General features: G+C 59.7%; 24 protein-coding genes. 23 read left to right on the forward strand and 1 reads right to left on the reverse strand.

Annotated elements, in window-relative coordinates; all coding sequences use genetic code 11:
* Window positions 1-122 precede the first annotated feature (122 nt).
* A complete protein-coding gene (locus ACR0B5_RS01960) occupies window positions 123-1,289 on the forward strand; it encodes an isovaleryl-CoA dehydrogenase (RefSeq protein WP_480538063.1) in 1,167 nt (388 codons plus the stop codon).
* 48 nt (window positions 1,290-1,337) lie between these two features.
* On the opposite strand, the gene ACR0B5_RS01965 is transcribed toward ACR0B5_RS01960, so the two are convergent.
* Complete coding sequence (locus tag ACR0B5_RS01965) at window positions 1,338-1,943, reverse strand: OmpW/AlkL family protein (RefSeq protein WP_170375109.1); 606 nt, start codon at window positions 1,941-1,943, stop codon at window positions 1,338-1,340.
* A gap of 137 nt (window positions 1,944-2,080) precedes the next feature.
* Between ACR0B5_RS01965 and ACR0B5_RS01970 the strand changes: the two genes are divergently transcribed.
* The 22 genes from ACR0B5_RS01970 (at window position 2,081) to nuoH (ending at window position 20,441) form a co-directional block, all read left to right on the forward strand.
* On the forward strand, window positions 2,081-3,607 hold the full coding sequence (locus ACR0B5_RS01970) for an AMP-binding protein (protein ID WP_480538065.1): 1,527 nt from the start codon (window positions 2,081-2,083) through the stop codon (window positions 3,605-3,607).
* The gene (locus tag ACR0B5_RS01975) at window positions 3,604-4,068 is read left to right on the forward strand and encodes a hypothetical protein (protein WP_480538067.1); all 465 of its coding nucleotides are present in this window, start codon (window positions 3,604-3,606) and stop codon (window positions 4,066-4,068) included. Before ACR0B5_RS01970 ends, ACR0B5_RS01975 begins: the two co-directional genes overlap by 4 nt.
* On the forward strand, window positions 4,065-5,669 hold the full coding sequence (locus ACR0B5_RS01980) for a carboxyl transferase domain-containing protein (protein WP_480538069.1): 1,605 nt from the start codon (window positions 4,065-4,067) through the stop codon (window positions 5,667-5,669). The genes ACR0B5_RS01975 and ACR0B5_RS01980 overlap by 4 nt, the downstream gene beginning before the upstream one ends.
* A 2-nt stretch (window positions 5,670-5,671) precedes the next feature.
* Window positions 5,672-5,953 carry a hypothetical protein gene (locus ACR0B5_RS01985; protein WP_480538071.1) on the forward strand — a complete coding sequence of 94 codons (282 nt, stop codon included), beginning with the start codon at window positions 5,672-5,674 and terminating at the stop codon, window positions 5,951-5,953.
* Window positions 5,950-6,375, forward strand: coding sequence for an ASCH domain-containing protein (locus ACR0B5_RS01990; protein ID WP_480538073.1), 426 nt, complete (start codon window positions 5,950-5,952; stop codon window positions 6,373-6,375). Before ACR0B5_RS01985 ends, ACR0B5_RS01990 begins: the two co-directional genes overlap by 4 nt.
* A 3-nt stretch (window positions 6,376-6,378) precedes the next feature.
* On the forward strand, window positions 6,379-8,307 hold the full coding sequence (locus ACR0B5_RS01995) for an acetyl/propionyl/methylcrotonyl-CoA carboxylase subunit alpha (protein WP_480538075.1): 1,929 nt from the start codon (window positions 6,379-6,381) through the stop codon (window positions 8,305-8,307).
* 79 nt (window positions 8,308-8,386) lie between these two features.
* The gene (locus ACR0B5_RS02000; protein WP_480538077.1) at window positions 8,387-9,238 is read left to right on the forward strand and encodes a hydroxymethylglutaryl-CoA lyase; all 852 of its coding nucleotides are present in this window, start codon (window positions 8,387-8,389) and stop codon (window positions 9,236-9,238) included.
* Between the two features lies 1 nt (window position 9,239).
* The gene (locus tag ACR0B5_RS02005) at window positions 9,240-10,028 is read left to right on the forward strand and encodes a crotonase/enoyl-CoA hydratase family protein (RefSeq protein ID WP_480538079.1); all 789 of its coding nucleotides are present in this window, start codon (window positions 9,240-9,242) and stop codon (window positions 10,026-10,028) included.
* 186 nt (window positions 10,029-10,214) lie between these two features.
* Complete coding sequence (locus ACR0B5_RS02010) at window positions 10,215-10,580, forward strand: NADH-quinone oxidoreductase subunit A (protein ID WP_170375125.1); 366 nt, start codon at window positions 10,215-10,217, stop codon at window positions 10,578-10,580.
* On the forward strand, window positions 10,571-11,104 hold the full coding sequence (locus ACR0B5_RS02015; RefSeq protein ID WP_037307875.1) for a NuoB/complex I 20 kDa subunit family protein: 534 nt from the start codon (window positions 10,571-10,573) through the stop codon (window positions 11,102-11,104). The genes ACR0B5_RS02010 and ACR0B5_RS02015 overlap by 10 nt, the downstream gene beginning before the upstream one ends.
* A 12-nt stretch (window positions 11,105-11,116) precedes the next feature.
* On the forward strand, window positions 11,117-11,719 hold the full coding sequence (locus tag ACR0B5_RS02020; RefSeq protein WP_170375126.1) for an NADH-quinone oxidoreductase subunit C: 603 nt from the start codon (window positions 11,117-11,119) through the stop codon (window positions 11,717-11,719).
* A gap of 3 nt (window positions 11,720-11,722) precedes the next feature.
* Window positions 11,723-11,896 (forward strand): hypothetical protein, encoded by a 174-nt coding sequence (locus tag ACR0B5_RS02025; protein ID WP_170461080.1) that lies wholly within the window; start codon window positions 11,723-11,725, stop codon window positions 11,894-11,896.
* 1 nt (window position 11,897) lies between these two features.
* Window positions 11,898-12,020 carry a hypothetical protein gene (locus ACR0B5_RS02030; protein ID WP_480538081.1) on the forward strand — a complete coding sequence of 41 codons (123 nt, stop codon included), beginning with the start codon at window positions 11,898-11,900 and terminating at the stop codon, window positions 12,018-12,020.
* A complete protein-coding gene (locus tag ACR0B5_RS02035) occupies window positions 12,020-13,243 on the forward strand; it encodes an NADH-quinone oxidoreductase subunit D (RefSeq protein WP_170375130.1) in 1,224 nt (407 codons plus the stop codon). The genes ACR0B5_RS02030 and ACR0B5_RS02035 overlap by 1 nt, the downstream gene beginning before the upstream one ends.
* Complete coding sequence (nuoE, locus tag ACR0B5_RS02040) at window positions 13,243-14,349, forward strand: NADH-quinone oxidoreductase subunit NuoE (RefSeq protein WP_480538083.1); 1,107 nt, start codon at window positions 13,243-13,245, stop codon at window positions 14,347-14,349. The genes ACR0B5_RS02035 and nuoE overlap by 1 nt, the downstream gene beginning before the upstream one ends.
* Before the next feature lie 27 nt (window positions 14,350-14,376).
* Complete coding sequence (locus tag ACR0B5_RS02045; RefSeq protein ID WP_170467891.1) at window positions 14,377-14,598, forward strand: DUF5337 domain-containing protein; 222 nt, start codon at window positions 14,377-14,379, stop codon at window positions 14,596-14,598.
* A 12-nt stretch (window positions 14,599-14,610) separates the two neighbouring features.
* Window positions 14,611-15,909: an NADH-quinone oxidoreductase subunit NuoF gene (nuoF, locus tag ACR0B5_RS02050; RefSeq protein WP_480538085.1), complete on the forward strand. Its 1,299-nt coding sequence runs from the start codon at window positions 14,611-14,613 to the stop codon at window positions 15,907-15,909.
* Window positions 15,906-16,412 (forward strand): DUF3291 domain-containing protein, encoded by a 507-nt coding sequence (locus ACR0B5_RS02055; RefSeq protein ID WP_480538087.1) that lies wholly within the window; start codon window positions 15,906-15,908, stop codon window positions 16,410-16,412. The genes nuoF and ACR0B5_RS02055 overlap by 4 nt, the downstream gene beginning before the upstream one ends.
* Before the next feature lie 80 nt (window positions 16,413-16,492).
* Window positions 16,493-16,837 carry a hypothetical protein gene (locus ACR0B5_RS02060; protein WP_480538089.1) on the forward strand — a complete coding sequence of 115 codons (345 nt, stop codon included), beginning with the start codon at window positions 16,493-16,495 and terminating at the stop codon, window positions 16,835-16,837.
* 83 nt (window positions 16,838-16,920) lie between these two features.
* Window positions 16,921-17,340 (forward strand): DUF5333 domain-containing protein, encoded by a 420-nt coding sequence (locus ACR0B5_RS02065; RefSeq protein ID WP_480538091.1) that lies wholly within the window; start codon window positions 16,921-16,923, stop codon window positions 17,338-17,340.
* A gap of 2 nt (window positions 17,341-17,342) precedes the next feature.
* Entirely contained in the window at window positions 17,343-19,358 is a 2,016-nt protein-coding gene (nuoG, locus tag ACR0B5_RS02070) for an NADH-quinone oxidoreductase subunit NuoG (protein ID WP_480538093.1), read from the forward strand.
* 45 nt (window positions 19,359-19,403) lie between these two features.
* Window positions 19,404-20,441, forward strand: a complete 1,038-nt coding sequence (nuoH, locus tag ACR0B5_RS02075) for an NADH-quinone oxidoreductase subunit NuoH (protein ID WP_170467881.1) — start codon at window positions 19,404-19,406, stop codon at window positions 20,439-20,441.
* Window positions 20,442-20,443: the final 2 nt, after the last annotated feature.

Here is a 20,443-nt window from a genome sequence, read left to right on the forward strand (position 1 = left end):
GCCCCGGTTCGGGCGGCGTTTTGCGTGTTGGGTTCGGCGTGCCCGGAATGATTGACCCGCCGCAGATTCGCTGGTATCCAGTTATTGAACACTTGTTCATTAATGCTGAGAGGAGAGCGTCAATGTTCATGGCGAGTATGCAATTCGATCTGGGCGAGGACGTGAATGCGCTGCGCGAGATGGTGCATCGTTGGGCGCAGGAGCGGGTCAAGCCGATGGCGGCCGAGGTCGATGCGTCGAACGCGTTCCCCAATGAGCTTTGGACCGAGATGGGCGCGCTGGGCCTGTTGGGCGTGACCGTGCCCGAGGAATATGGTGGCGCTGGCATGTCTTATCTGGCCCATACCATCGCGATTGAGGAGATCGCGCGGGCCTCGGCCTCGGTCTCGCTATCCTATGGTGCGCATTCCAACCTCTGCGTGAACCAGATCAAGCTGAACGGCACGGAAGAGCAAAAGCAGAAATACCTGCCGCGCCTGATCTCGGGCGAACATGTGGGCGCGCTTGCGATGTCCGAACCCTCGGCTGGATCGGATGTGGTTTCGATGAAGCTGCGCGCCGAGAAGCGCAATGATCATTACCGCCTGAACGGGAACAAGTATTGGATCACCAATGGGCCGGATGCGGATACTCTGGTCGTCTATGCCAAGACCGACCCGGATGCGGGATCGAAAGGGATCACCGCGTTTCTGATCGAGAAAGAGATGACGGGATTCTCGACCTCACCCCATTTCGACAAGCTTGGGATGCGTGGGTCCAACACCGCAGAACTGATCTTTGAAGACGTAGAAGTACCGTTTGAGAATGTTCTGGGCGAAGAGGGCAAGGGTGTTGCCGTTCTGATGTCCGGGCTCGACTACGAACGTGTCGTGCTGGCCGGGATCGGAACCGGCATCATGGCCGCCTGTCTGGATGAAATCATGCCCTATCTGGCCGAGCGCAAGCAGTTCGGCAAACCCATCGGCATGTTCCAACTGATGCAGGGCAAGATCGCAGATATGTACACTGCGATGAACTCGGCCCGTGCTTACGTGTATGAGGTCGCCAAGGCGTGTGACCGTGGGGATGTGACTCGTCAAGACGCGGCTGCGTGCTGTCTCTATGCCTCTGAGGCGGCGATGACGCAGGCGCATCAGGCCGTGCAGGCGATGGGCGGGGCGGGGTTCTTGTCGGACGCTCCGGTCAGCCGGATCTTCCGGGATGCCAAGCTGATGGAGATCGGGGCCGGGACCAGCGAAATCCGCCGCATGCTGATCGGTCGGGAATTGATGGGCGAAATACTGGGGTAAGAAATCGCCCCGCAGCCGAGGGAACTGCGGGGCGTTTCGATCAAAGGATCAGAAGCGATGGACGTAGGATACGCCGACCAGCCAAGGATCGATTTCCGCGGTACCGATATCGGCACCGTTCAGTTTGACGTCCGAGTCGATATCGAACCAACGCACATTCAAACGGACAGCGCCTTGTTCAGTGATCTGATAGTCCAAACCAGCCTGAAGCGACAAACCGAACGAGTTGTCCAGTTCCAGGTCGCCCAGCGGAGAGCTTTCTTCGAAGAAGATAGTGTAGTTGAGGCCCGCGCCGACATAGGGCTTCCACGCGCTGTTGGTCGGGAAGTGGTAGTTCAGCGACAAGGTGGGGGGCAGGTGCTTGGTGCTGCCGGCGTCGGTGCTGCCACCCAAGGTGATATCGTGTTCGAACGGCGTGGAGGCCAGCAATTCGATACCCAGGTTGTCTCGGATGAAGTATTCGACGGTAAAGATCGGACGGGTGTCGTCGTCGACCTCCGCGTCAAATCCGGCCAGCGTTCCGTTGTCAGATTTAGGGTCCAGGTAGCCGACACCGAAACCAACGGTCCAGTCACCTTGCGATTGGGCGAGTGCGGGGCCAGCCAGCGCGACCAGCGCGGTGGAGAGGGTCAAAGCGGCGAGTTTATTGGTCATTGTTCTGCCTTTGGTTCAGTTGATGACCGCTGTTTTGCACGGGCGCTGCCTGCGCTCTCTGATCTGAGTCAAATTTGCGTGAGCGCACCCGGCAAGTGTGACATAACTGCAGGCCCCGAAAATAAAGGAAAATTTTGATGTCAGGCGATCTGCGCATACCGGGTTTGCGCTCGGCGGGTGGCTGGGATGTCCCCGATCGGCTGAACATGGCGCGCCAGTGTCTGACCCATCCACCCGAACAGGTCGCCTTGGTCGATCTGACAGAGGGCGATGAGCGGCCGATAACTTACGGTCAGCTGCACGAGATGGCCGATGGGCTTGCGCGGGCACTCTTGCCCGAGGTTCAGGCCGGTGACCGGGTTGGCGTTCTGCTCAGCCAGTCTCCTTGGTGTGCGGCCGCGCATCTGGCGATCTGGAAGATCGGTGCGATCTCGGTGCCTCTGTTCAAGCTGTTCAAACAGGACGCGCTGCGCTCCCGCGTGGCGGATGCCGGGGCAGGGATTGTTCTGACGGATGCCGAGGGCGCCGGGCTGCTGGGTGATCTGGCCGAGCCTATGATCGCCGCCGAGGTCGCCCAACCCGGCCCAGAGCTGCCCTTCGCGGATACCGGCCCCGAAGACCCCGCCGTGCTGATCTATACGTCGGGCACAACCGGCAGCCCCAAGGGGGCCTTGCACGGGCACCGCGTGTTGACCGGCCATCTACCCGGCGTTTCGATCAGCCATAACCACTTGCGCGCGGGGGATTGCCTTTGGACCCCGGCGGATTGGGCCTGGATCGGAGGGCTGTTCGATGTCCTGATGCCGGGCCTCGCGCTGGGCATACCCGTGGTGGCCAGCCGGCTGGACAAATTTACTCCCGAGGCCTGCGCCGATGTGATCGCGCGCGGCGGCGTGCGCAATGTGTTCTTCCCTCCGACCGCGCTGCGAATGCTGAAAGCTGCGGATCAGAGCATCCCCGGCCTGCGTTCGGTCGCGTCAGGGGGCGAGCCTCTGGGCGCCGAGATGCTGGCGTGGGGGCAACAGGCCTTTGGACTGACGATCAACGAGTTCTACGGCCAGACCGAATGCAACATGGTCGTCTCGTCCTGCGCCGAGGATTTCCCGGTGCGCCCCGGCTGTATCGGCAAGCCAGTTCCGGGCCAAGAGGTCTCGGTGATTGATGAGGATGGTGCACCCACGAGGGACGAGGGTGACGTGGCCATCCGGCGCGGTTCGGCCTCAATGCTGCTGGAATACTGGAACCGGCCTGATGCCACTGCTGAGAAATTCCGGGGTGATTGGCTGATTACCGGAGACCGAGGCGTATGGGATGGCGACTATCTGCGCTTCGTGGGCCGCGATGATGACGTGATTACCTCAGCCGGATATCGCATCGGCCCGGCTGAGATCGAGGATTGCCTGCTGACCCACCCGGCGGTGGCAACGGTCGGCGTGGTCGGCAAGCCCGACCCGCTGCGAACCGAGATCGTCAAGGCCTATGTGGTGTTAAAACCGGGCGCTGAGGCCTCAGGGCCGGAGTTGCAGGACTGGGTCAAGAACCGTCTGGCGCAGTACTCCTATCCGCGAGAGGTTGCATTTCTGGAGGAGCTTCCGATGACGGTGACAGGAAAGGTCATCCGGAAGGAATTGAAGGCGTGGGCGGCTCAAGAGGTCGGGCTATGATGAAGAACCTAGATTTTGCGGTGCTGGTTGCCGTTGCCTGCGCTGCATTGCCGGCCAAGAGCATGGCCGACGAAGGTAACCCTTATGCATGGACAGAACGATGCCTTGCGAGCGCAGAAGGCAAACTGGATCAGGCCGGAAAAACGCAAGATTGCATAGCGGTGATCACCACCTATTGCCGGTTCTCTACAGATAGCCATTCTTGCTACGTCGACCTGGCGAAAGGTTTCTCGCATCGGTCCAGCGCCATCATTGATGCGCTTCCGGAAAGCTTGGATGCTCTGCCTACTCAGAAACAATTCTATGAGAAGCGATTGGCGCTTGTGAAGGAAACAAGTGTTGCCAGTCGTTGTGAAACACCAAACCTTGAAACGGAATGTGCTGCATTGGTGTCCTTCGGGCGATACCTCGGAGCAGTGTCTTTGGCCGGTTGGGTAGAACAGAGGGAGGAGAGCGAGTGAAGCTCACTAGTAAGGCAATAGCAACCTCCGAGGGTTTCAAAGCCAACCGCGCAGCCCATCTCGACGCGCTGGCGCAAATCTCGACCGCGGCGGAAGCGGCCCGGATGGGAGGCGGCGAAAAATCCCGTGCGCGGCACGTCTCTCGGGGTAAGATGCTGCCTCGACGTAGGGTGGCGAACCTGCTCGATCCGGGGTCTCCGTTTCTGGAGATCGGCGCGACGGCGGCTCATGGAATGTATGGCGATGCCGCGCCTTGTGCCGGGGTGATCGCTGGCATTGGCAGAGTACAGGGGCGCGAGGTCATGGTGGTGTGCAACGATGCCACCGTGAAGGGCGGCACATACTATCCAATGACCGTCAAAAAACACCTCCGCGCGCAGGAGATTGCCGAAGAGAACCATCTGCCCTGTATCTATCTGGTGGATAGCGGGGGTGCGAACCTGCCCAATCAGGATGAGGTCTTCCCTGACCGCGACCACTTTGGCCGCATCTTCTATAACCAAGCGCGGATGAGCGCCAAGGGGATTGCTCAGATCGCTGTGGTGATGGGCTCTTGTACGGCGGGTGGGGCCTATGTGCCCGCAATGTCGGACGTGACGATCATCGTGAAAGAACAGGGCACGATCTTTCTGGCTGGACCACCTCTGGTGAAAGCGGCGACCGGCGAGGTTGTGAGTTCCGAAGATCTGGGCGGAGGTGATGTCCATACGCGCTTGTCCGGCGTAGCGGATTATCTGGCCGAGGATGACGCACACGCGCTGGCTTTGGCGCGTCGGGCGGTTGGGTCGTTGAACCTGCGCAAATCGCAGACGGTAGATTGGGCCAGCCCAGAAGACCCAGCTTATGACCCCGAGGAGATCCTCGGCGTTGTTCCCGCTGATCTGCGCACCCCCTATGACATCCGCGAGGTGATCGCGCGTCTGGTCGATGGCTCTCGGTTCGATGATTTCAAGCCGCGCTTTGGCGAGACGCTGGTAACTGGCTTTGCCCATGTCAAAGGCTGCCCGGTTGGAATCATCGCCAATAACGGCGTGCTGTTCTCCGAGGCTGCACAGAAGGGCGCGCATTTTGTTGAGCTATGTTCTCAGCGTCGCATCCCGCTGGTGTTCCTGCAGAATATCACCGGCTTTATGGTCGGACGCAAATACGAGAACGAGGGCATCGCGCGGCATGGGGCCAAGATGGTGACGGCGGTGGCAACCACCTCGGTGCCGAAGATCACCATGCTTGTCGGAGGGTCCTTCGGGGCCGGAAACTATGGTATGGCCGGTCGGGCCTATCAGCCTCGGTTCCTGTGGACTTGGCCGAACTCACGGATTTCCGTGATGGGCGGAGAGCAGGCGGCGGGCGTTCTGGCTACCGTCAAGCGCGACGGAATCGAGCGGCAGGGCGGTACATGGTCCGCCGAGGAAGAGGCCGAATTCAAACGCCCGACCTTGGACATGTTCGAGGAACAGTCTCATCCGCTTTATGCCTCGGCTCGGTTGTGGGACGATGGCATCATCGACCCGCGCAAATCGCGAGAGGTCTTGGCGTTGTCATTGGGTGCCGCTTTGAACGCCCCGATCGAGGAAACGCGTTTCGGCGTGTTCAGGATGTGACGATGGCGTTCTCTGCTACGATAGAGGATGTGTTCTCCATTTCAGGGAAGGGAACCGTACTGTGGCTAACAGCAGTGGTGGGAAAGCCCGCAGAAGGCGATCGGTTTGAAACGGATATTGGTGAGGCGACGGTTCTTGCAATCGGCAAGCCGGGGATTCGCAGTCGCGCTTGCCTCACTGGCAAAGAGGTCCCTCCGTACGGAGGCATTCTGACTGATTTGCCGATGCCCGAGGCAACGTCGCTCCGCAAGACAACTATTGAAACCGTTGAGGGCGAAGTATGAGCCACAATCTAAAGCAAGTGATCGCCCGCTATCCCGGCGCACAGACCTTCAAGTTTGGGGACAGTGCCTTGTTGAGTGCTGAACTGCTGTCGTTGGTGCGCGCGGGTAGGAAAACCGCGACCTGCGGTGCCTTGCGAGACTATCCTGAAGGTAGTGCAGACACTCCCGTCGTGGGGCGACGCGATATCGCTTTGGACTGGCATGATCGTCCCGCGCTGGTGATCGAAACAGTTGAGGTTTCGATCTGTCGGTATTGCGATGTGACCGAAGATTTCGCGCTTGCCGAGGGTGAGAATGAGACGCTTGAGGGATGGCGCGAAAATCATCGCTGTTACTTTGAGCGCAATGGTGGGTTTGATCCCGAAATGGAATTGCTCTGCGAGCGGTTCCGGCTGGTCGAAGATCTGACGGTTGAGGGGTAGGCCATGTTCAACAAAATCTTGATTGCGAACCGGGGCGAGATCGCCTGTCGCGTTGTCGAGACCGCTCAAAAAATGGGTGTGTCCTGTATAGCTGTCTATTCGGATGCGGATGCCTCGGCCAAGCATGTGCAGATGGCAGATGAGGCGGTGCATATTGGTGCGGCCGCTCCGGCGGAGAGCTATCTGAAGGGAGAGGTGATCATCCAGGCGGCGCTCGAGACCGGGGCGCAGGCGATCCATCCTGGCTATGGGTTTTTGTCCGAGAACCCGGATTTCGTGGATGCGGTTGAGGCTGCAGGGCTGACATTCATCGGCCCATCGGCGGATGCGATCCGTAAGATGGGTCTCAAGGATGCGGCCAAGGCTTTGATGGAGGAGGCAGGCGTTCCCGTTGTGCCCGGATATCACGGTGACAATCAGGACCCCGCTCATCTGGCCGAGGCCGCCGCGACCATCGGCTACCCCGTTCTGATCAAGGCGGTTGCGGGCGGCGGCGGCAAAGGAATGCGGTTGGTCGAGACGCCCGAAGCTTTCTCAGACGCTCTGGACAGCGCGCGCGGTGAGGCAAAGACTGCCTTTGGTAATGATGCGGTTCTGGTTGAAAAATTCGTAGCCAAACCTCGGCATATCGAAGTTCAGGTCTTTGGCGATGGCACCCATGCGGTGCATCTGTTTGAACGGGACTGCTCGCTGCAACGGCGACATCAGAAGGTGATTGAAGAGGCGCCGGCCCCTGGCATGACGCCTGAGATGCGCGAGGCGATGGGGCAGGCCGGTGTGCGTGCGGCAGAAGCGATCGGCTACAAAGGGGCCGGGACAGTTGAGTTCATCGTCGATGCATCCGAAGGGCTGCGGCCGGATCGCTTCTGGTTCATGGAGATGAACACCCGCCTGCAAGTTGAACACCCGGTGACCGAGGCGATTACGGGCGTTGATCTGGTCGAATGGCAGCTGCGCGTTGCAGCGGGTGAAAGCCTGCCGAGGCAGCAGAATGACCTGTCGATCAATGGTCACGCGTTTGAGGCGCGGCTCTATGCCGAGGATGTGCCTAAGGGCTTTTTGCCGGCGACGGGGACCCTCACCCATCTGCAGTTTCCGCCTGAGTGCCGCGCGGACAGTGGCGTGCGGGCGGGGGATACGATCAGCCCCTGGTATGATCCGATGATCGCCAAGGTCGTCGTGCACGGCCCGACCCGCGCGGTCGCGCTTGAGGGCTTGCATCGCGCCCTGCGTCAAACCGAGGTTGCCGGGACGGTGACCAATCTGGCCTTCCTTGGCGCTCTGACACGCCATGGTGGGTTTGCCTCGGGCGATGTGGATACGGGTCTGATCGGGCGCGATCTGGAGGATCTGGTAAGGACGCCAGGCACGACCAATGCCTCGGTTGTGGCCGCGGCGATGACAGCGCTGGGGTTGACAGAGACGACCTCAGAGACAGGCTTCACCCTGTGGGGACCGTTGCACCGGACCGTGCAGCTGATGCGCGATGGAGAGATCCTTGATCTGGATGTTCAGGTCGAAAGCCCGCACCGGCAGCTCTGGACGGTGAATGGCGCGCCGGTGACTGCGCAGCACAACGGTGGTTGGGTCGTTGATGGGCAGCGCATGCCCAATGTCTCCGTCGCTGGGCCTCGGATCACCGTGTTTGAAGATTATGGGCAGGTGTTCGAAATCGTTGACCCCTTGGATCGCGATGCCAGCGCTGCTGGAGATACCAACGTGATCGAGGCTCCGATGCCGGGACTGGTCAAGGCCGTCTTTGCCTCGGCAGGGCAGGCGGTGAAGGAGGGCGACCGGCTGGCGATTCTGGAAGCCATGAAGATGGAACATTCTCTGCTTGCGGCGCGCGACGGTGTGGTGGCCGAGGTGTTGGCTGACGCTGGTGCACAGGTAGAGGCAGGGGCGGCCCTGGTTCGCTTAGCTGAGGATTGATCTGTTCGGGCCGTGCATTGCGTGGCACAGTCGGGCCATCCGAATGTAAAACGAAAAGAAGCCGGGGAGGGATGCGTTGATGAAAGAACGGGTCGAGATATTCGAGGTCGGGCCAAGAGACGGGCTTCAGAACGAAAAGCGCGAGATTCCAGTGGCCGAGAAAGTGGCGCTGGTCGATTGCCTTAGCGGCGCCGGGTTCAACCGAATTGAGGTTGCCAGTTTCGTATCACCCAAATGGGTGCCCCAAATGGCAGGAAGCGGCGCGGTTCTGGCTGGGATCAAACGGGCTGAGGGCGTGCGTTATGCGGCGTTGACGCCGAACATGCGCGGCTATGAAGACGCGCTGGCGGCCAAAGCGGATGAGATCGCGGTATTTGCATCAGCTTCCGAGGGGTTCTCGAAAGCCAATATCAACGCGACCATCGCGGAATCCATTGAACGGTTCGCGCCGATCCTTGAGGCCGCGCGCCATATCGACCTGCCGGTCCGGGGCTATGTCTCATGCGTGACCGATTGCCCATATGATGGTCCAACTCCGCCGGAAAAAGTGGCTGAGGTCGCGGACGCTCTGTTCGCGCACGGGTGCTATGAGATTTCGCTGGGCGACACGATCGGGCAGGGAACCCCGGACAAGATCGCGCATATGCTGCTGGCGGTGCGCGATAGGGTGCCCGTTACTCGGCTTGCGGGCCACTTCCACAACACCAACGGGCGAGCCATGGACAATATTGATGCCTCGCTGGCGCTGGGCGTGCGGGTGTTTGACGCTGCGGTCGGTGGCTTGGGCGGATGCCCTTATGCACCCGGCGCGGCTGGCAATGTCGTGACTGAGGCCGTCGCTGCCCATCTGGAGCGGCTTGGATATGAGACCGGTCTGGACGCAGCAGTTTTGGACGAAGCCGCGCAGATGGCGCAGGCAATGAGAGGCTGACATGTTTGAAACGATTGCGGTCGTCACAGATGACCGAGGTGTTGCGACACTAACCCTGTCGCGCGCCGAAAAGCACAACGCCATGTCGGCGCTGATGATCAGCGAATTGACTCAGGCCGCGGCGCAGCTGGGCTGCGATGAGGCGGTGCGCGTTGTTGTGTTGACCGGGTCCGGCAAAAGCTTTTGCGCCGGGGGCGATCTGGGGTGGATGCGCGATCAGATGGCTGCGGATGCCGAGACCCGATTTGCCGAGGCGCGCAAGCTGGCGGAAATGCTGAAGGCGCTGAACGAGATGCCCAAACCTCTGATTGGTGCATTGCAAGGCAACGCATTTGGCGGTGGCGTCGGGCTGGCCTCGGTCTGCGATGTGGCGGTTGGCGTTGACACCCTTAAAATGGGCCTGACTGAAACCCGGCTGGGCCTGATCCCAGCGACGATTGGGCCATACGTGATCGCGCGGATGGGTGAGGCCCGCGCGCGGCGCGTGTTCATGTCGGCGCGTCTGTTTGATGCAGCCGAGGCTGTGGAGCTTGGCCTTTTGGCGAAAGTGGTGCCAGGCGATGAACTGACGCGCGCCGTCGAAGATGAAATCACCCCCTACCTGTCCTGTGCACCGGGGGCTGTGGCGTCAGCTAAGGCCTTGGTTCAAAACCTCGGTCCGCGTCTTGACGACAGTGTGATTGACCATACCATCCAGGCGTTGGTCGCCCGATGGGAAACGCCGGAAGCACGCGAAGGCATCGAAGCATTCTTTGAAAAACGTAAACCCAAGTGGAACAACAAAGATTAACTTTGGGCGTCTATTGTCCGCTGAGGCGAAATCGGGGTGATTCCCGAAGGTCTGTCAAGGGGATGAATGACGTGGTGCGCGCTTGTGTTCGGTTGACCCTCTGACCGCGTGGGGCTAGAGAAAGTCGAGTCAACACGCCAATTGACGGCGCCCTCCGAAAGGGGATGCGCAGGAAAGGAGCTAGACGTGGAAGACCTGCTGCGGGAGTATCTCCCTATTCTGGTGTTTCTGGCCGTAGCCATCGGCCTGGGAATTGTCCTGATTCTGGCAGCTGTTGTTCTGGCAGTTCGCAACCCCGATCCCGAAAAAGTCAGCGCCTATGAATGCGGCTTCAACGCGTTTGATGACGCCCGGATGAAGTTCGATGTGCGCTTCTATCTGGTTTCGATCCTTTTCATCATTTTCGACCTCGAGATTGCGTTCCTGTTCCCCTGGGCCGTGGGCTTCAAGGACATCAGCGATGTAGGGTTCTGGTCGATGATGGTGTTCCTAGGCGTTTTGACCATCGGCTTTGCCTATGAATGGAAGAAGGGGGCCTTGGAATGGGAGTGATGACGGGTGCAAATACCGCCGGCGTCGACAAAGAAGTCGCCACCCAGGCCCTCAATGCTGAGCTGCAGGACAAAGGCTTTCTGCTGACCTCGACCGAAGACATCATCAATTGGGCGCGGACCGGGTCTTTGCATTGGATGACCTTTGGTCTGGCCTGTTGCGCGGTCGAGATGATGCACACCTCGATGCCGCGCTATGACGCGGAACGGTTTGGCATCGCGCCGCGTGCCTCGCCGCGCCAGTCCGATGTGATGATTGTGGCCGGGACGCTGACCAACAAGATGGCCCCTGCGCTGCGCAAGGTCTACGACCAGATGCCCGAGCCGCGCTATGTGATCTCGATGGGCTCCTGCGCGAATGGAGGCGGCTACTACCACTATTCCTATTCCGTCGTGCGCGGCTGTGACCGTATCGTTCCAGTGGATATCTACGTCCCCGGCTGCCCTCCGACCGCTGAGGCGCTGCTCTACGGTCTGATGCAGCTGCAACGCAAAATCCGCCGTACCGGCACGATCGTGCGCTAAGGGGGAGGGCGGATGAGCGAAGCACTCAAAGAACTTGGTACGCATCTGGAACTGAAACGGTCCGACTGTGTGTTGTCCTGGGATGTCACCCATGGTGAACTGAACGTGGATGTGGCGCCGTCGAACCTTGTCGAATTCATCGAATTCCTCAAAAGCGACCGCTCCTGCCAGTTCTCTACGCTGGTCGATATCACGGGCGTGGACTACCCCGAACGGGCCAAGCGGTTCGACGTGGTTTATCACTTCTTGTCGATGTACCAGAACCAACGCATTCGCCTGCGGGTTTCCATCCGTGAAGAAGACATGGTGCCCTCGATCGTCGATACGCATCCCTCGGCCAACTGGTTCGAGCGTGAGGTTTTCGACATGTTCGGCATCCTATTCTCGGGCCACCCGGACCTGCGGCGCATCCTGACCGACTACGGGTTCCGCGGCTATCCGTTGCGCAAGGATTTCCCGACCACCGGCTATACCGAGGTCCGCTATGACGAGGCGCAGAAACGCGTGGTTTATGAACCCGTCAGCCTCGTACAGGAATACCGTCAGTTTGATTTCATGTCCCCTTGGGAAGGTGCCAACTACATTCTTCCGGGGGATGAAAAACAGGAGTCGTAAGCCATGGAGTTCCTGATCTGGATCGCTTTCACGATCGCCACGATCATCCCGATGCTGAAACTGCTGCCGCATTTCGGGATTGAGAAGTTCTGGGCGTTTGCCTGCGTCATCCCGATTGGAACGCTGATCCTACTGTGGATCATGGCTATGAAGCTGCAAGAGATGGAGCGTCGCTGAGATGCTGGGGGAACTGATCATTTTGGGCGCTCTTGGGGTGCTGCTTGCCGGCGCCGCAGCCAAGGCGGCTGAGGCCGAGAAGGTCCGGGTGCGGGCTGAAGCGAAGAAAAAGCGGGGGCGGTGATGGACGGCTCAAGATACGATGACGGCAGCACGGATGCGCTGAGCGGAGAACAGAAGATCCGCAACTTCAACATCAACTTCGGCCCGCAACACCCTGCGGCGCATGGGGTTCTGCGTCTTGTGCTTGAGTTGGACGGAGAGATCGTCGAACGCTGCGATCCGCATATCGGTCTGCTGCACCGTGGCACCGAAAAGCTGATGGAAAGCCGGACGTATCTGCAAAACCTGCCGTATTTCGATCGTCTGGATTACGTGGCGCCGATGAATCAGGAACATGCCTGGTGTCTGGCGATCGAAAAGCTGACCGGGGTCGAGGTGCCGCGCCGTGGCTCGCTGATCCGGGTTCTGTATTCCGAGATCGGGCGCATCCTGAACCACCTGCTGAACGTCACCACGCAGGCGATGGACGTGGGCGCGCTGACCCCGCCGCTGTGGGGCTTTGAGGAACGCGAAAAGCTGATGGTGTTCTATGAGCGCGCCTGCGGGGCCCGCCTGCATGCCGCCTATTTCCGCCCCGGTGGTGTCCATCAGGACCTGCCGCCGGAATTGCTGGACGATATCGAGGCATGGAGCCACGAATTCCCCGCTGTTCTCGACGACATCGACGGGTTGTTGACAGAAAACCGCATCTTCAAGCAGCGCAACGCCGATATTGGCGTGGTGACCGAGGATGACATTCAGAAATACGGCTTCTCGGGCGTGATGGTCCGTGGCTCGGGCCTTGCATGGGACCTGCGCCGTGCGCAGCCCTATGAGTGCTACGACGAGTTCGAATTCCAGATCCCCGTCGGCAAGAATGGCGACTGCTACGACCGCTATCTCTGCCGCATGGAAGAGATGCGCCAATCCCTGCTGATCATCCGACAGGCCATCGCTAAGATCCGCGAATGCCCAGGCGACGTTCTGGCTCGCGGTAAGATCACCCCGCCGAAACGCTCGGACATGAAGACCTCGATGGAGAGCCTGATCCATCACTTCAAGCTCTACACCGAAGGTTTCCACGTCCCCGCGGGTGAGGTTTATGCCGCCGTCGAGGCCCCGAAGGGCGAGTTCGGCGTCTACCTGGTCGCCGACGGCACCAACAAGCCTTATCGCGCCAAACTCCGCGCACCAGGTTTCCTGCATCTGCAAGCCATGGATCACGTCGCCAAGGGCCACCAACTGGCGGACGTCGCTGCCATTATCGGCACCATGGACGTCGTATTTGGAGAGATTGACCGCTAATGCTCCGCCGTCTTCATCCCGAACAACCTGATAGCTTTGCCTTCACCGCTGCCAACCAGAAATGGGCCGAAGCGCAGATCACCAAATACCCTGAGGGCCGCCACGCCAGTGCGGTGATCCCTCTGCTTTGGCGCGCGCAAGAGCAGGAGGGCTGGCTGTCTCGCCCGGCAATTGAATCCGTCGCCGACATGCTGGGCATGGCCTATATTCGAGTGCTTGAGGTCGCCTCGTTCTACTTCATGTTCCAACTGCAGCCAGTCGGCTCGGTGGCGCATATACAGGTGTGTGGCACGACCTCCTGCATGATTTGCGGTGCCGAGGATCTTATTGCGGTCTGCAAGGAAAAGATCGCCGCCAAGCCGCATGCGCTATCCGCCGATGGCAAGTTGAGCTGGGAAGAGGTGGAATGCCTCGGGTCCTGTACGAATGCCCCGATGGCGCAAATTGGCAAGGATTACTACGAAGACCTGACCGCCGAGAGTTTTGGCAAGATCATAGACGATCTGGCAGCGGGGAAGGTGCCTACGCCCGGCCCTCAGAACGGGCGATATGCGGCCGAGCCTTTGAAAGGTCTCAGCAGCCTGACAGAACATGAGGCCGGAAAGCTGGAACATAATGCCAGCGTGGCCTTGGCGGTCGAACTGGGCGATACCGTCAAGCGGATTGATGGGACTGAGGTTCCGATCCTCACGCCTTGGCTGGGGAAAGACGGCAAACAGGCCGGGGCCTCGGCGGCGGCGAAACCGCCGAAAGCGCCTGAGCCACCGAAGCCTGCCGTCAAACAGGCCGTTGAGGCCAAAGCGAATGAGGTCGAGGAAGACAAACCCCGAACGCTGACCGAGGCGCGTGGGGGACTTCCTGATGACCTAAAGATGCTCAAAGGCGTGGGGCCGAAACTGGAAGAGACGCTGAATGACTTGGGCTTTTTCCATTATGATCAGATCGCGGCCTGGACGCCCGAGCATGTGGCCTGGGTGGACGCGCGCCTGAAGTTCAAGGGCCGGATTGAACGCGATGGCTGGATAGAACAAGCGGCCAAGCTGGCCGTTGGGGATGAGACCGAATTCGCCAAACGTGCCAAGGAAGACGGCACTTATGAAGACTAAACGCCCCTGAAAGGGCTCAAGGACGAGATGGACAAGGACAAAGAGCAAGCCATAGCCCGCAAGGGTCGACATATAGGCATCGTCATCGCCGTAACGATGGTGGTTTGGCTTGGCATGACCTTGTTCATCGGCCCCGCGATTGGAATGCCGGGGCGCTATGCGCTGCTATTTGATTTCGCCGCTTTGGCTGGGTTCATCTATGCGGGCGTCAACATATTTCAACTCTGGCGCATGCGTCAGGACAGCTGAGGGTAACACGCGATGCTGAAGGATCAGGACCGGATCTTTACCAACATCTACGGGATGCACGAGCGTACTCTGCGCGGCGCGCAGGCCCGAGGTCATTGGGATGGCACCGCTGGTCTGATCGAAAAGGGCCGGGATTGGATCATCCAGACGATGAAAGACTCGGGCCTGCGTGGGCGCGGTGGCGCGGGCTTCCCAACCGGTCTGAAATGGTCGTTCATGCCCAAGGAAAGCGATGGCCGCCCGTCTTATCTGGTCGTGAATGCGGATGAATCTGAGCCGGGTACCTGTAAAGACCGCGAGATCATGCGCCATGATCCGCATACCCTGATCGAAGGCTGCCTGATTGCCTCTTTCGCGATGAATGCGCACACCTGCTATATCTACTTGCGTGGCGAATACATCCGTGAACGCGAGGCGCTACAGGCCGCGATTGATGAGGCCTATGACGCCGGGCTGTTGGGCAGGAGCGCGGCTGGTTCGGGATGGGATTTCGACATCTTCCTGCATCACGGCGCGGGCGCTTACATCTGCGGTGAAGAAACAGCGCTGATCGAAAGCCTTGAGGGCAAAAAGGGTATGCCGCGCATGAAGCCTCCATTCCCGGCTGGCGCGGGCCTCTATGGCTGCCCGACCACAGTGAATAACGTGGAGTCCATCGCCGTTGTGCCGACCATCCTGCGCCGGGGCGCGGACTGGTTCGCAGGCTTTGGCCGTCAGAACAACGCGGGCACCAAGCTGTTTGCAATCTCGGGCCATGTGAACAACCCTTGCGTCGTCGAAGAGGCGATGTCGATCCCGTTCGAGCAGCTGATCGAAACCCATTGCGGAGGCATTCGTGGCGGCTGGGATAACCTATTGGCCGTCATTCCGGGTGGATCGTCCGTTCCTTGCGTGCGCGGTGAGAATATGCGCGATGCGATCATGGATTTCGACTACCTGCGAGGTGAGCTGGGTTCGGGCCTTGGGACGGCGGCGGTGATCGTGATGGACAAGTCCACCGACATCATCAAGGCGATCTGGCGGCTGTCGAAATTCTACAAGCACGAAAGCTGCGGCCAGTGTACACCCTGCCGCGAAGGCACCGGCTGGATGATGCGGGTGATGGACCGCCTTGCGCGCGGCGAGGCCGAGTTGGAAGAGATCGACATGCTGTTTGACGTGACCAAACAGGTCGAAGGCCACACGATCTGCGCCTTGGGCGATGCGGCGGCCTGGCCGATTCAGGGCCTGATCCGCAATTTCCGCGAAGAGATCGAGGACCGTATTAAGGCGCAGAAATCAGGCCGCATGGGGGCGATGGCAGCGGAATGATCAGGCAGCCCGACGGATATCATCTGGCCGAACTGAATATTGGCCGCCTGCTGGCCCTGACGGATGACCCTCGGGTGGCTGAGTTCATGGCCAATCTCGACAAGGTCAATGGCTTGGGCAAGCGGATGCCGGGCTTTGTTTGGATGATGGAAGGCTCGGGCGAGCCGGGAACCGGGAATACAGAAAACGCGATTGGGGACGATCCTCAATTTGTCGCCAACCTGACCGTCTGGGAAGACGTCGCGAGCCTTGAGACATTTGTCTGGGGCACCATACATAAACAGTTCTACGACCGCCGTCAGGAGTGGTTTGAACTGCTGGGGGATCAGCATTTCGTCATGTGGTGGGTGCCCGCGGGGCACCAGCCGGATCTGGATGAAGCCATGGCGCGGCTAGAGCGTCTGCGCCAGGAAGGTCCAAGTGAACACGCCTTTGGATGGGCGGATTTGAAACAAGCAAGCAAGTGGTGCGACAACCGTTGCGCTCAGGTCGCAGCGGAGTGAACGGGATGACGCACCATTCTGATCGCGCGCGTAGCCGCCCAGATGCCAGCCATCTGACGGGAATAAAAAAAGTGAAGACAATGAAACTCTCAACCTTGGCTGGCCTTGCGGGACTTGTGCTGATTTCGGCTTGCACCGTCTCCTCGTCCAAGGACCGTGTGCTGTTTGACGGGCAGTTTTTCCGCGCCAAGGCCAAGTCGGTCGACAAGCGCAGCACCCCGACCGAGTTCACTGTGGTCGTGAACAACGTGTCAGCTTCGCTTGACGGCGCGCGTGAGGCGGGCCGGTTCGAAGGCACCAAATTCTGCATCCAGAACTTCGGCTCGTCGCGCATTGTTTGGAAGGTTGGCCCGGATACCGAACCGCAGAACCTGCGCATCAGCGACGACAAACTGACTTTTGCGGGAACCTGCCAAAGACCATGAGGCTGTTTTCCGCATATCACGGCAGGGCCAGCGGTCTGTTATTGCATAGCAGACAGGGCGACACCCATCTTGGTCGATCCAAGATGAAAGGACCTGTCATGTCTTATGCGAAAACACTTGCCATCGGTCTTGCGCTGATGATCCCAGCGATCGCCGAGGCCAAGCCGCCTCTGCGTGAGGTGAAACAGATTGACAATGAACTGTACTACATTGCGGTCGCGAAAGAGATTTCGGACTATTGCCCCTCGATCAGCGGGCGGAAGCTGAAAGCGATCAACGTGATGTGGGGACTGCGGTCCGAGGCGAACAGCCTCGGCTACTCGGACCAAGAGATCCGGGCCTATGTCGAGTCTGACGCCGAAAAAGACCGGATGCGCGCCAAGGGTGAGGCTTATCTGGCCTCCAACGGCGTGACCTACGAGAACCCGAATTCCTTCTGCACGTTGGGACGGAAGGAAATCGACAGAAACAGCGCCATCGGCGTTTATTTGAGGGCGAACTGACGATGTCTGACCTCCGCAAGATCAATATCGACGGGCAGGAAATCGAAGTCGATGGTGCCATGACCCTGATCCAGGCCTGTGAAGAGGCCGGGGTCGAGGTGCCGCGCTTCTGCTACCACGAACGTCTTTCGATTGCGGGGAACTGCCGGATGTGTCTGGTTGAGGTCGTGGGCGGCCCTCCGAAACCTGCGGCCTCCTGCGCAATGCAGGTGCGGGATCTGCGTCCCGGGCCGGAAGGGCAACCGCCTCAGGTCAAGACGAACTCGCCCATGGTCAAGAAGGCCCGCGAAGGGGTGATGGAGTTTTTGCTGATCAACCATCCTCTGGACTGCCCGATCTGTGATCAGGGGGGGGAGTGCGACCTGCAGGATCAGGCGATGGCCTATGGTGTTTCGGGTTCGCGCTTCAAAGAAGCCAAGCGCGCCGTTGACGATCTGGATCTGGGGCCGCTGGTCGGCACCGCGATGACCCGCTGCATCAGTTGTACGCGCTGCGTACGCTTCACGACCGAGGTCGCCGGCATCACTCAGATGGGTCAGACGGGGCGGGGCGAGGATGCCGAGATCACCTCATACCTGAACCAGACGCTGCACTCGAACCTGCAGGGTAACATCATTGATCTGTGCCCCGTGGGGGCGCTGACTTCGAAGCCCTATGCCTTCACCGCGCGTCCGTGGGAATTGACCAAGACCGAGAGCATTGACGTGATGGATGCCTTGGGGTCGAACATCCGCGTGGACACCAAAGGGCGTGAAGTGATGCGGTTCCTGCCGCGCAACCATGACGGCGTGAACGAGGAATGGATCAGCGACAAAACCCGTTTCGTCTGGGACGGGTTGCGCCGTCAGCGCTTGGACCGTCCTTACGTGCGCGAAAACGGCAAGCTGCGCCCGGCCTCGTGGCCCGAGGCGCTGACCAAAGCCGCTGAAGCGCTGAAAGGGGCCGAAAAACCGGCGGGTCTCGTCGGTGATATTGCCCCGGTTGAGGCGATCTTTGCGCTGAAACAGATGATCGAAGGACAAGGCGGTGTTGTCGAATGCCGTACAGACGGGGCCAAGCTGCCTGCGGGCAACCGTGGAGCCTATGCCGGGACCGCCGCGATTGAAGATATCGACATGGCCGAGCGCATTCTGCTGATCGGTACCAACCCGCGCGATGAGGCTCCGGTTCTGAACGCTCGTATCCGTAAGGCTTGGGCGCATGGGGCCGAGGTGGCTCTGGTTGGTCCGGCGGCCGATCTGACCTATGAATACCACCACATGGGCGACGACCGCGGAGCGTTGCAAAAGGTCGTCGAGATGGGCGGCAATGATGAGATCAAAGCAAAACGCTCTTTGGTCATTGTAGGGCAAGGAGCGCTGCAAGAGGCAGATGGCGCCGCTGTTCTGGCCGCCGCGCAAGCCATTGCAAGCAATACCGAAAGTGGGTTGATCATCTTGCATACTGCTGCCGCGCGCGTGGGCGCGATGGATTTGGATGCCACCAACGCGGGCGGTATGGACGCGATCAGCGCGGCTGATGTGATCTATAACCTCGGCGCGGATGAGGTCGAAATCGGAGACGGCGCATTCGTCATCTATCAGGGCAGCCATGGGGACCGTGGCGCGCACCGAGCTGATGTTATCCTGCCTGCCGCCGCCTATACCGAGGAAAACGGGTTGTTCGTCAACACCGAAGGCCGCCCACAGCTGGCTATGCGTGCGGGTTTCGCACCGGGTGAGGCCAAGGAAAACTGGGCTATCCTGCGTGCACTCTCGGCCGAGTTAGGGGCAACTCTGCCCTTCGACTCTTTGGCGCAATTGCGAACCGCGTTGATCGAGGCGGTGCCGCATCTGGCGCGTATCGACGAGGTGATCGAGAACGAGGTGCAGCCGCTTGAGGCTGGTTCACTGGGCAAGGCGAGTTTCCACAATGCGGTTAAGGATTTCTACCTGACCAACCCGATCGCGCGAGCCTCGCAACTGATGGCCGAGCTGTCGGCGCAGGCGAAAAACACAGACAGGATGGCTGCAGAATGATGCGTCCCGCAGAGATTTCCCCGACGACCCACGGTGTGAGGACCAATGGCTGATTTCTTTAACACACCGGGCGGCATCGCCCTGATCGTCCTGGCGCAGGTGCTTGCCGTTGTGGCCTTTGTGATGATCTCGCTGTTGTTCCTTGTCTATGGTGACCGCAAGATCTGGGCGGCTGTTCAGATGCGCCGGGGGCCCAATGTGGTGGGCGCTTACGGTCTGTTGCAAACAGTCGCTGACGCGTTGAAATATGTGGTCAAAGAAGTCGTCATCCCGGCAGGCGCGGACCGCACCGTGTTCATCCTTGCCCCGCTGACCTCTTTCGTGCTGGCAATGATCGCCTGGGCCGTGATCCCGTTCAACGACGGCTGGGTGTTGTCTGATCTGAATGTGGCGATCCTCTATGTCTTCGCCGTATCCTCGCTTGAGGTTTATGGCGTGATTATGGGCGGTTGGGCGTCGAACTCAAAGTACCCATTCCTTGGTTCGTTGCGCTCTGCGGCGCAGATGATCTCTTACGAGGTGTCAATCGGCCTGATCATCATCGGCGTGATTATCTCGACGGGCTCGATGAACTTTGGCGACATCGTCCGTGCACAGGATGGCTCGTTCGGTTTCTTCAGCTGGTACTGGTTGCCGCATTTCCCGATGGTCTTCCTGTTCTTCATCTCGGCGCTGGCGGAAACCAACCGACCCCCGTTCGATTTGCCCGAAGCGGAATCAGAACTGGTCGCAGGCTATCAGGTCGAATACTCGGCCACGCCCTTCCTGCTGTTCATGGCGGGCGAGTACATCGCCATCTTTCTAATGTGCGCGCTGACCACGCTGCTGTTTTTCGGCGGCTGGCTGTCGCCGATCCCGGGCCTGCCTGACGGTGTGCTATGGATGGTCGCGAAGATGGCGTTCTTCTTCTTCCTCTTCGCGATGGTAAAAGCGATCACACCCCGCTACCGCTATGACCAGTTGATGCGTCTGGGTTGGAAAGTATTCCTTCCTTTCTCGTTGGCCTGGGTAGTGTTCGTGGCCTTCGCGGCAAAATTCGACTGGTTCTGGGGCGCATTCGCACGTTGGAGCGTAGGAGGCTAAGC

Source organism: Ruegeria sp. AG1, from assembly GCF_056541705.1.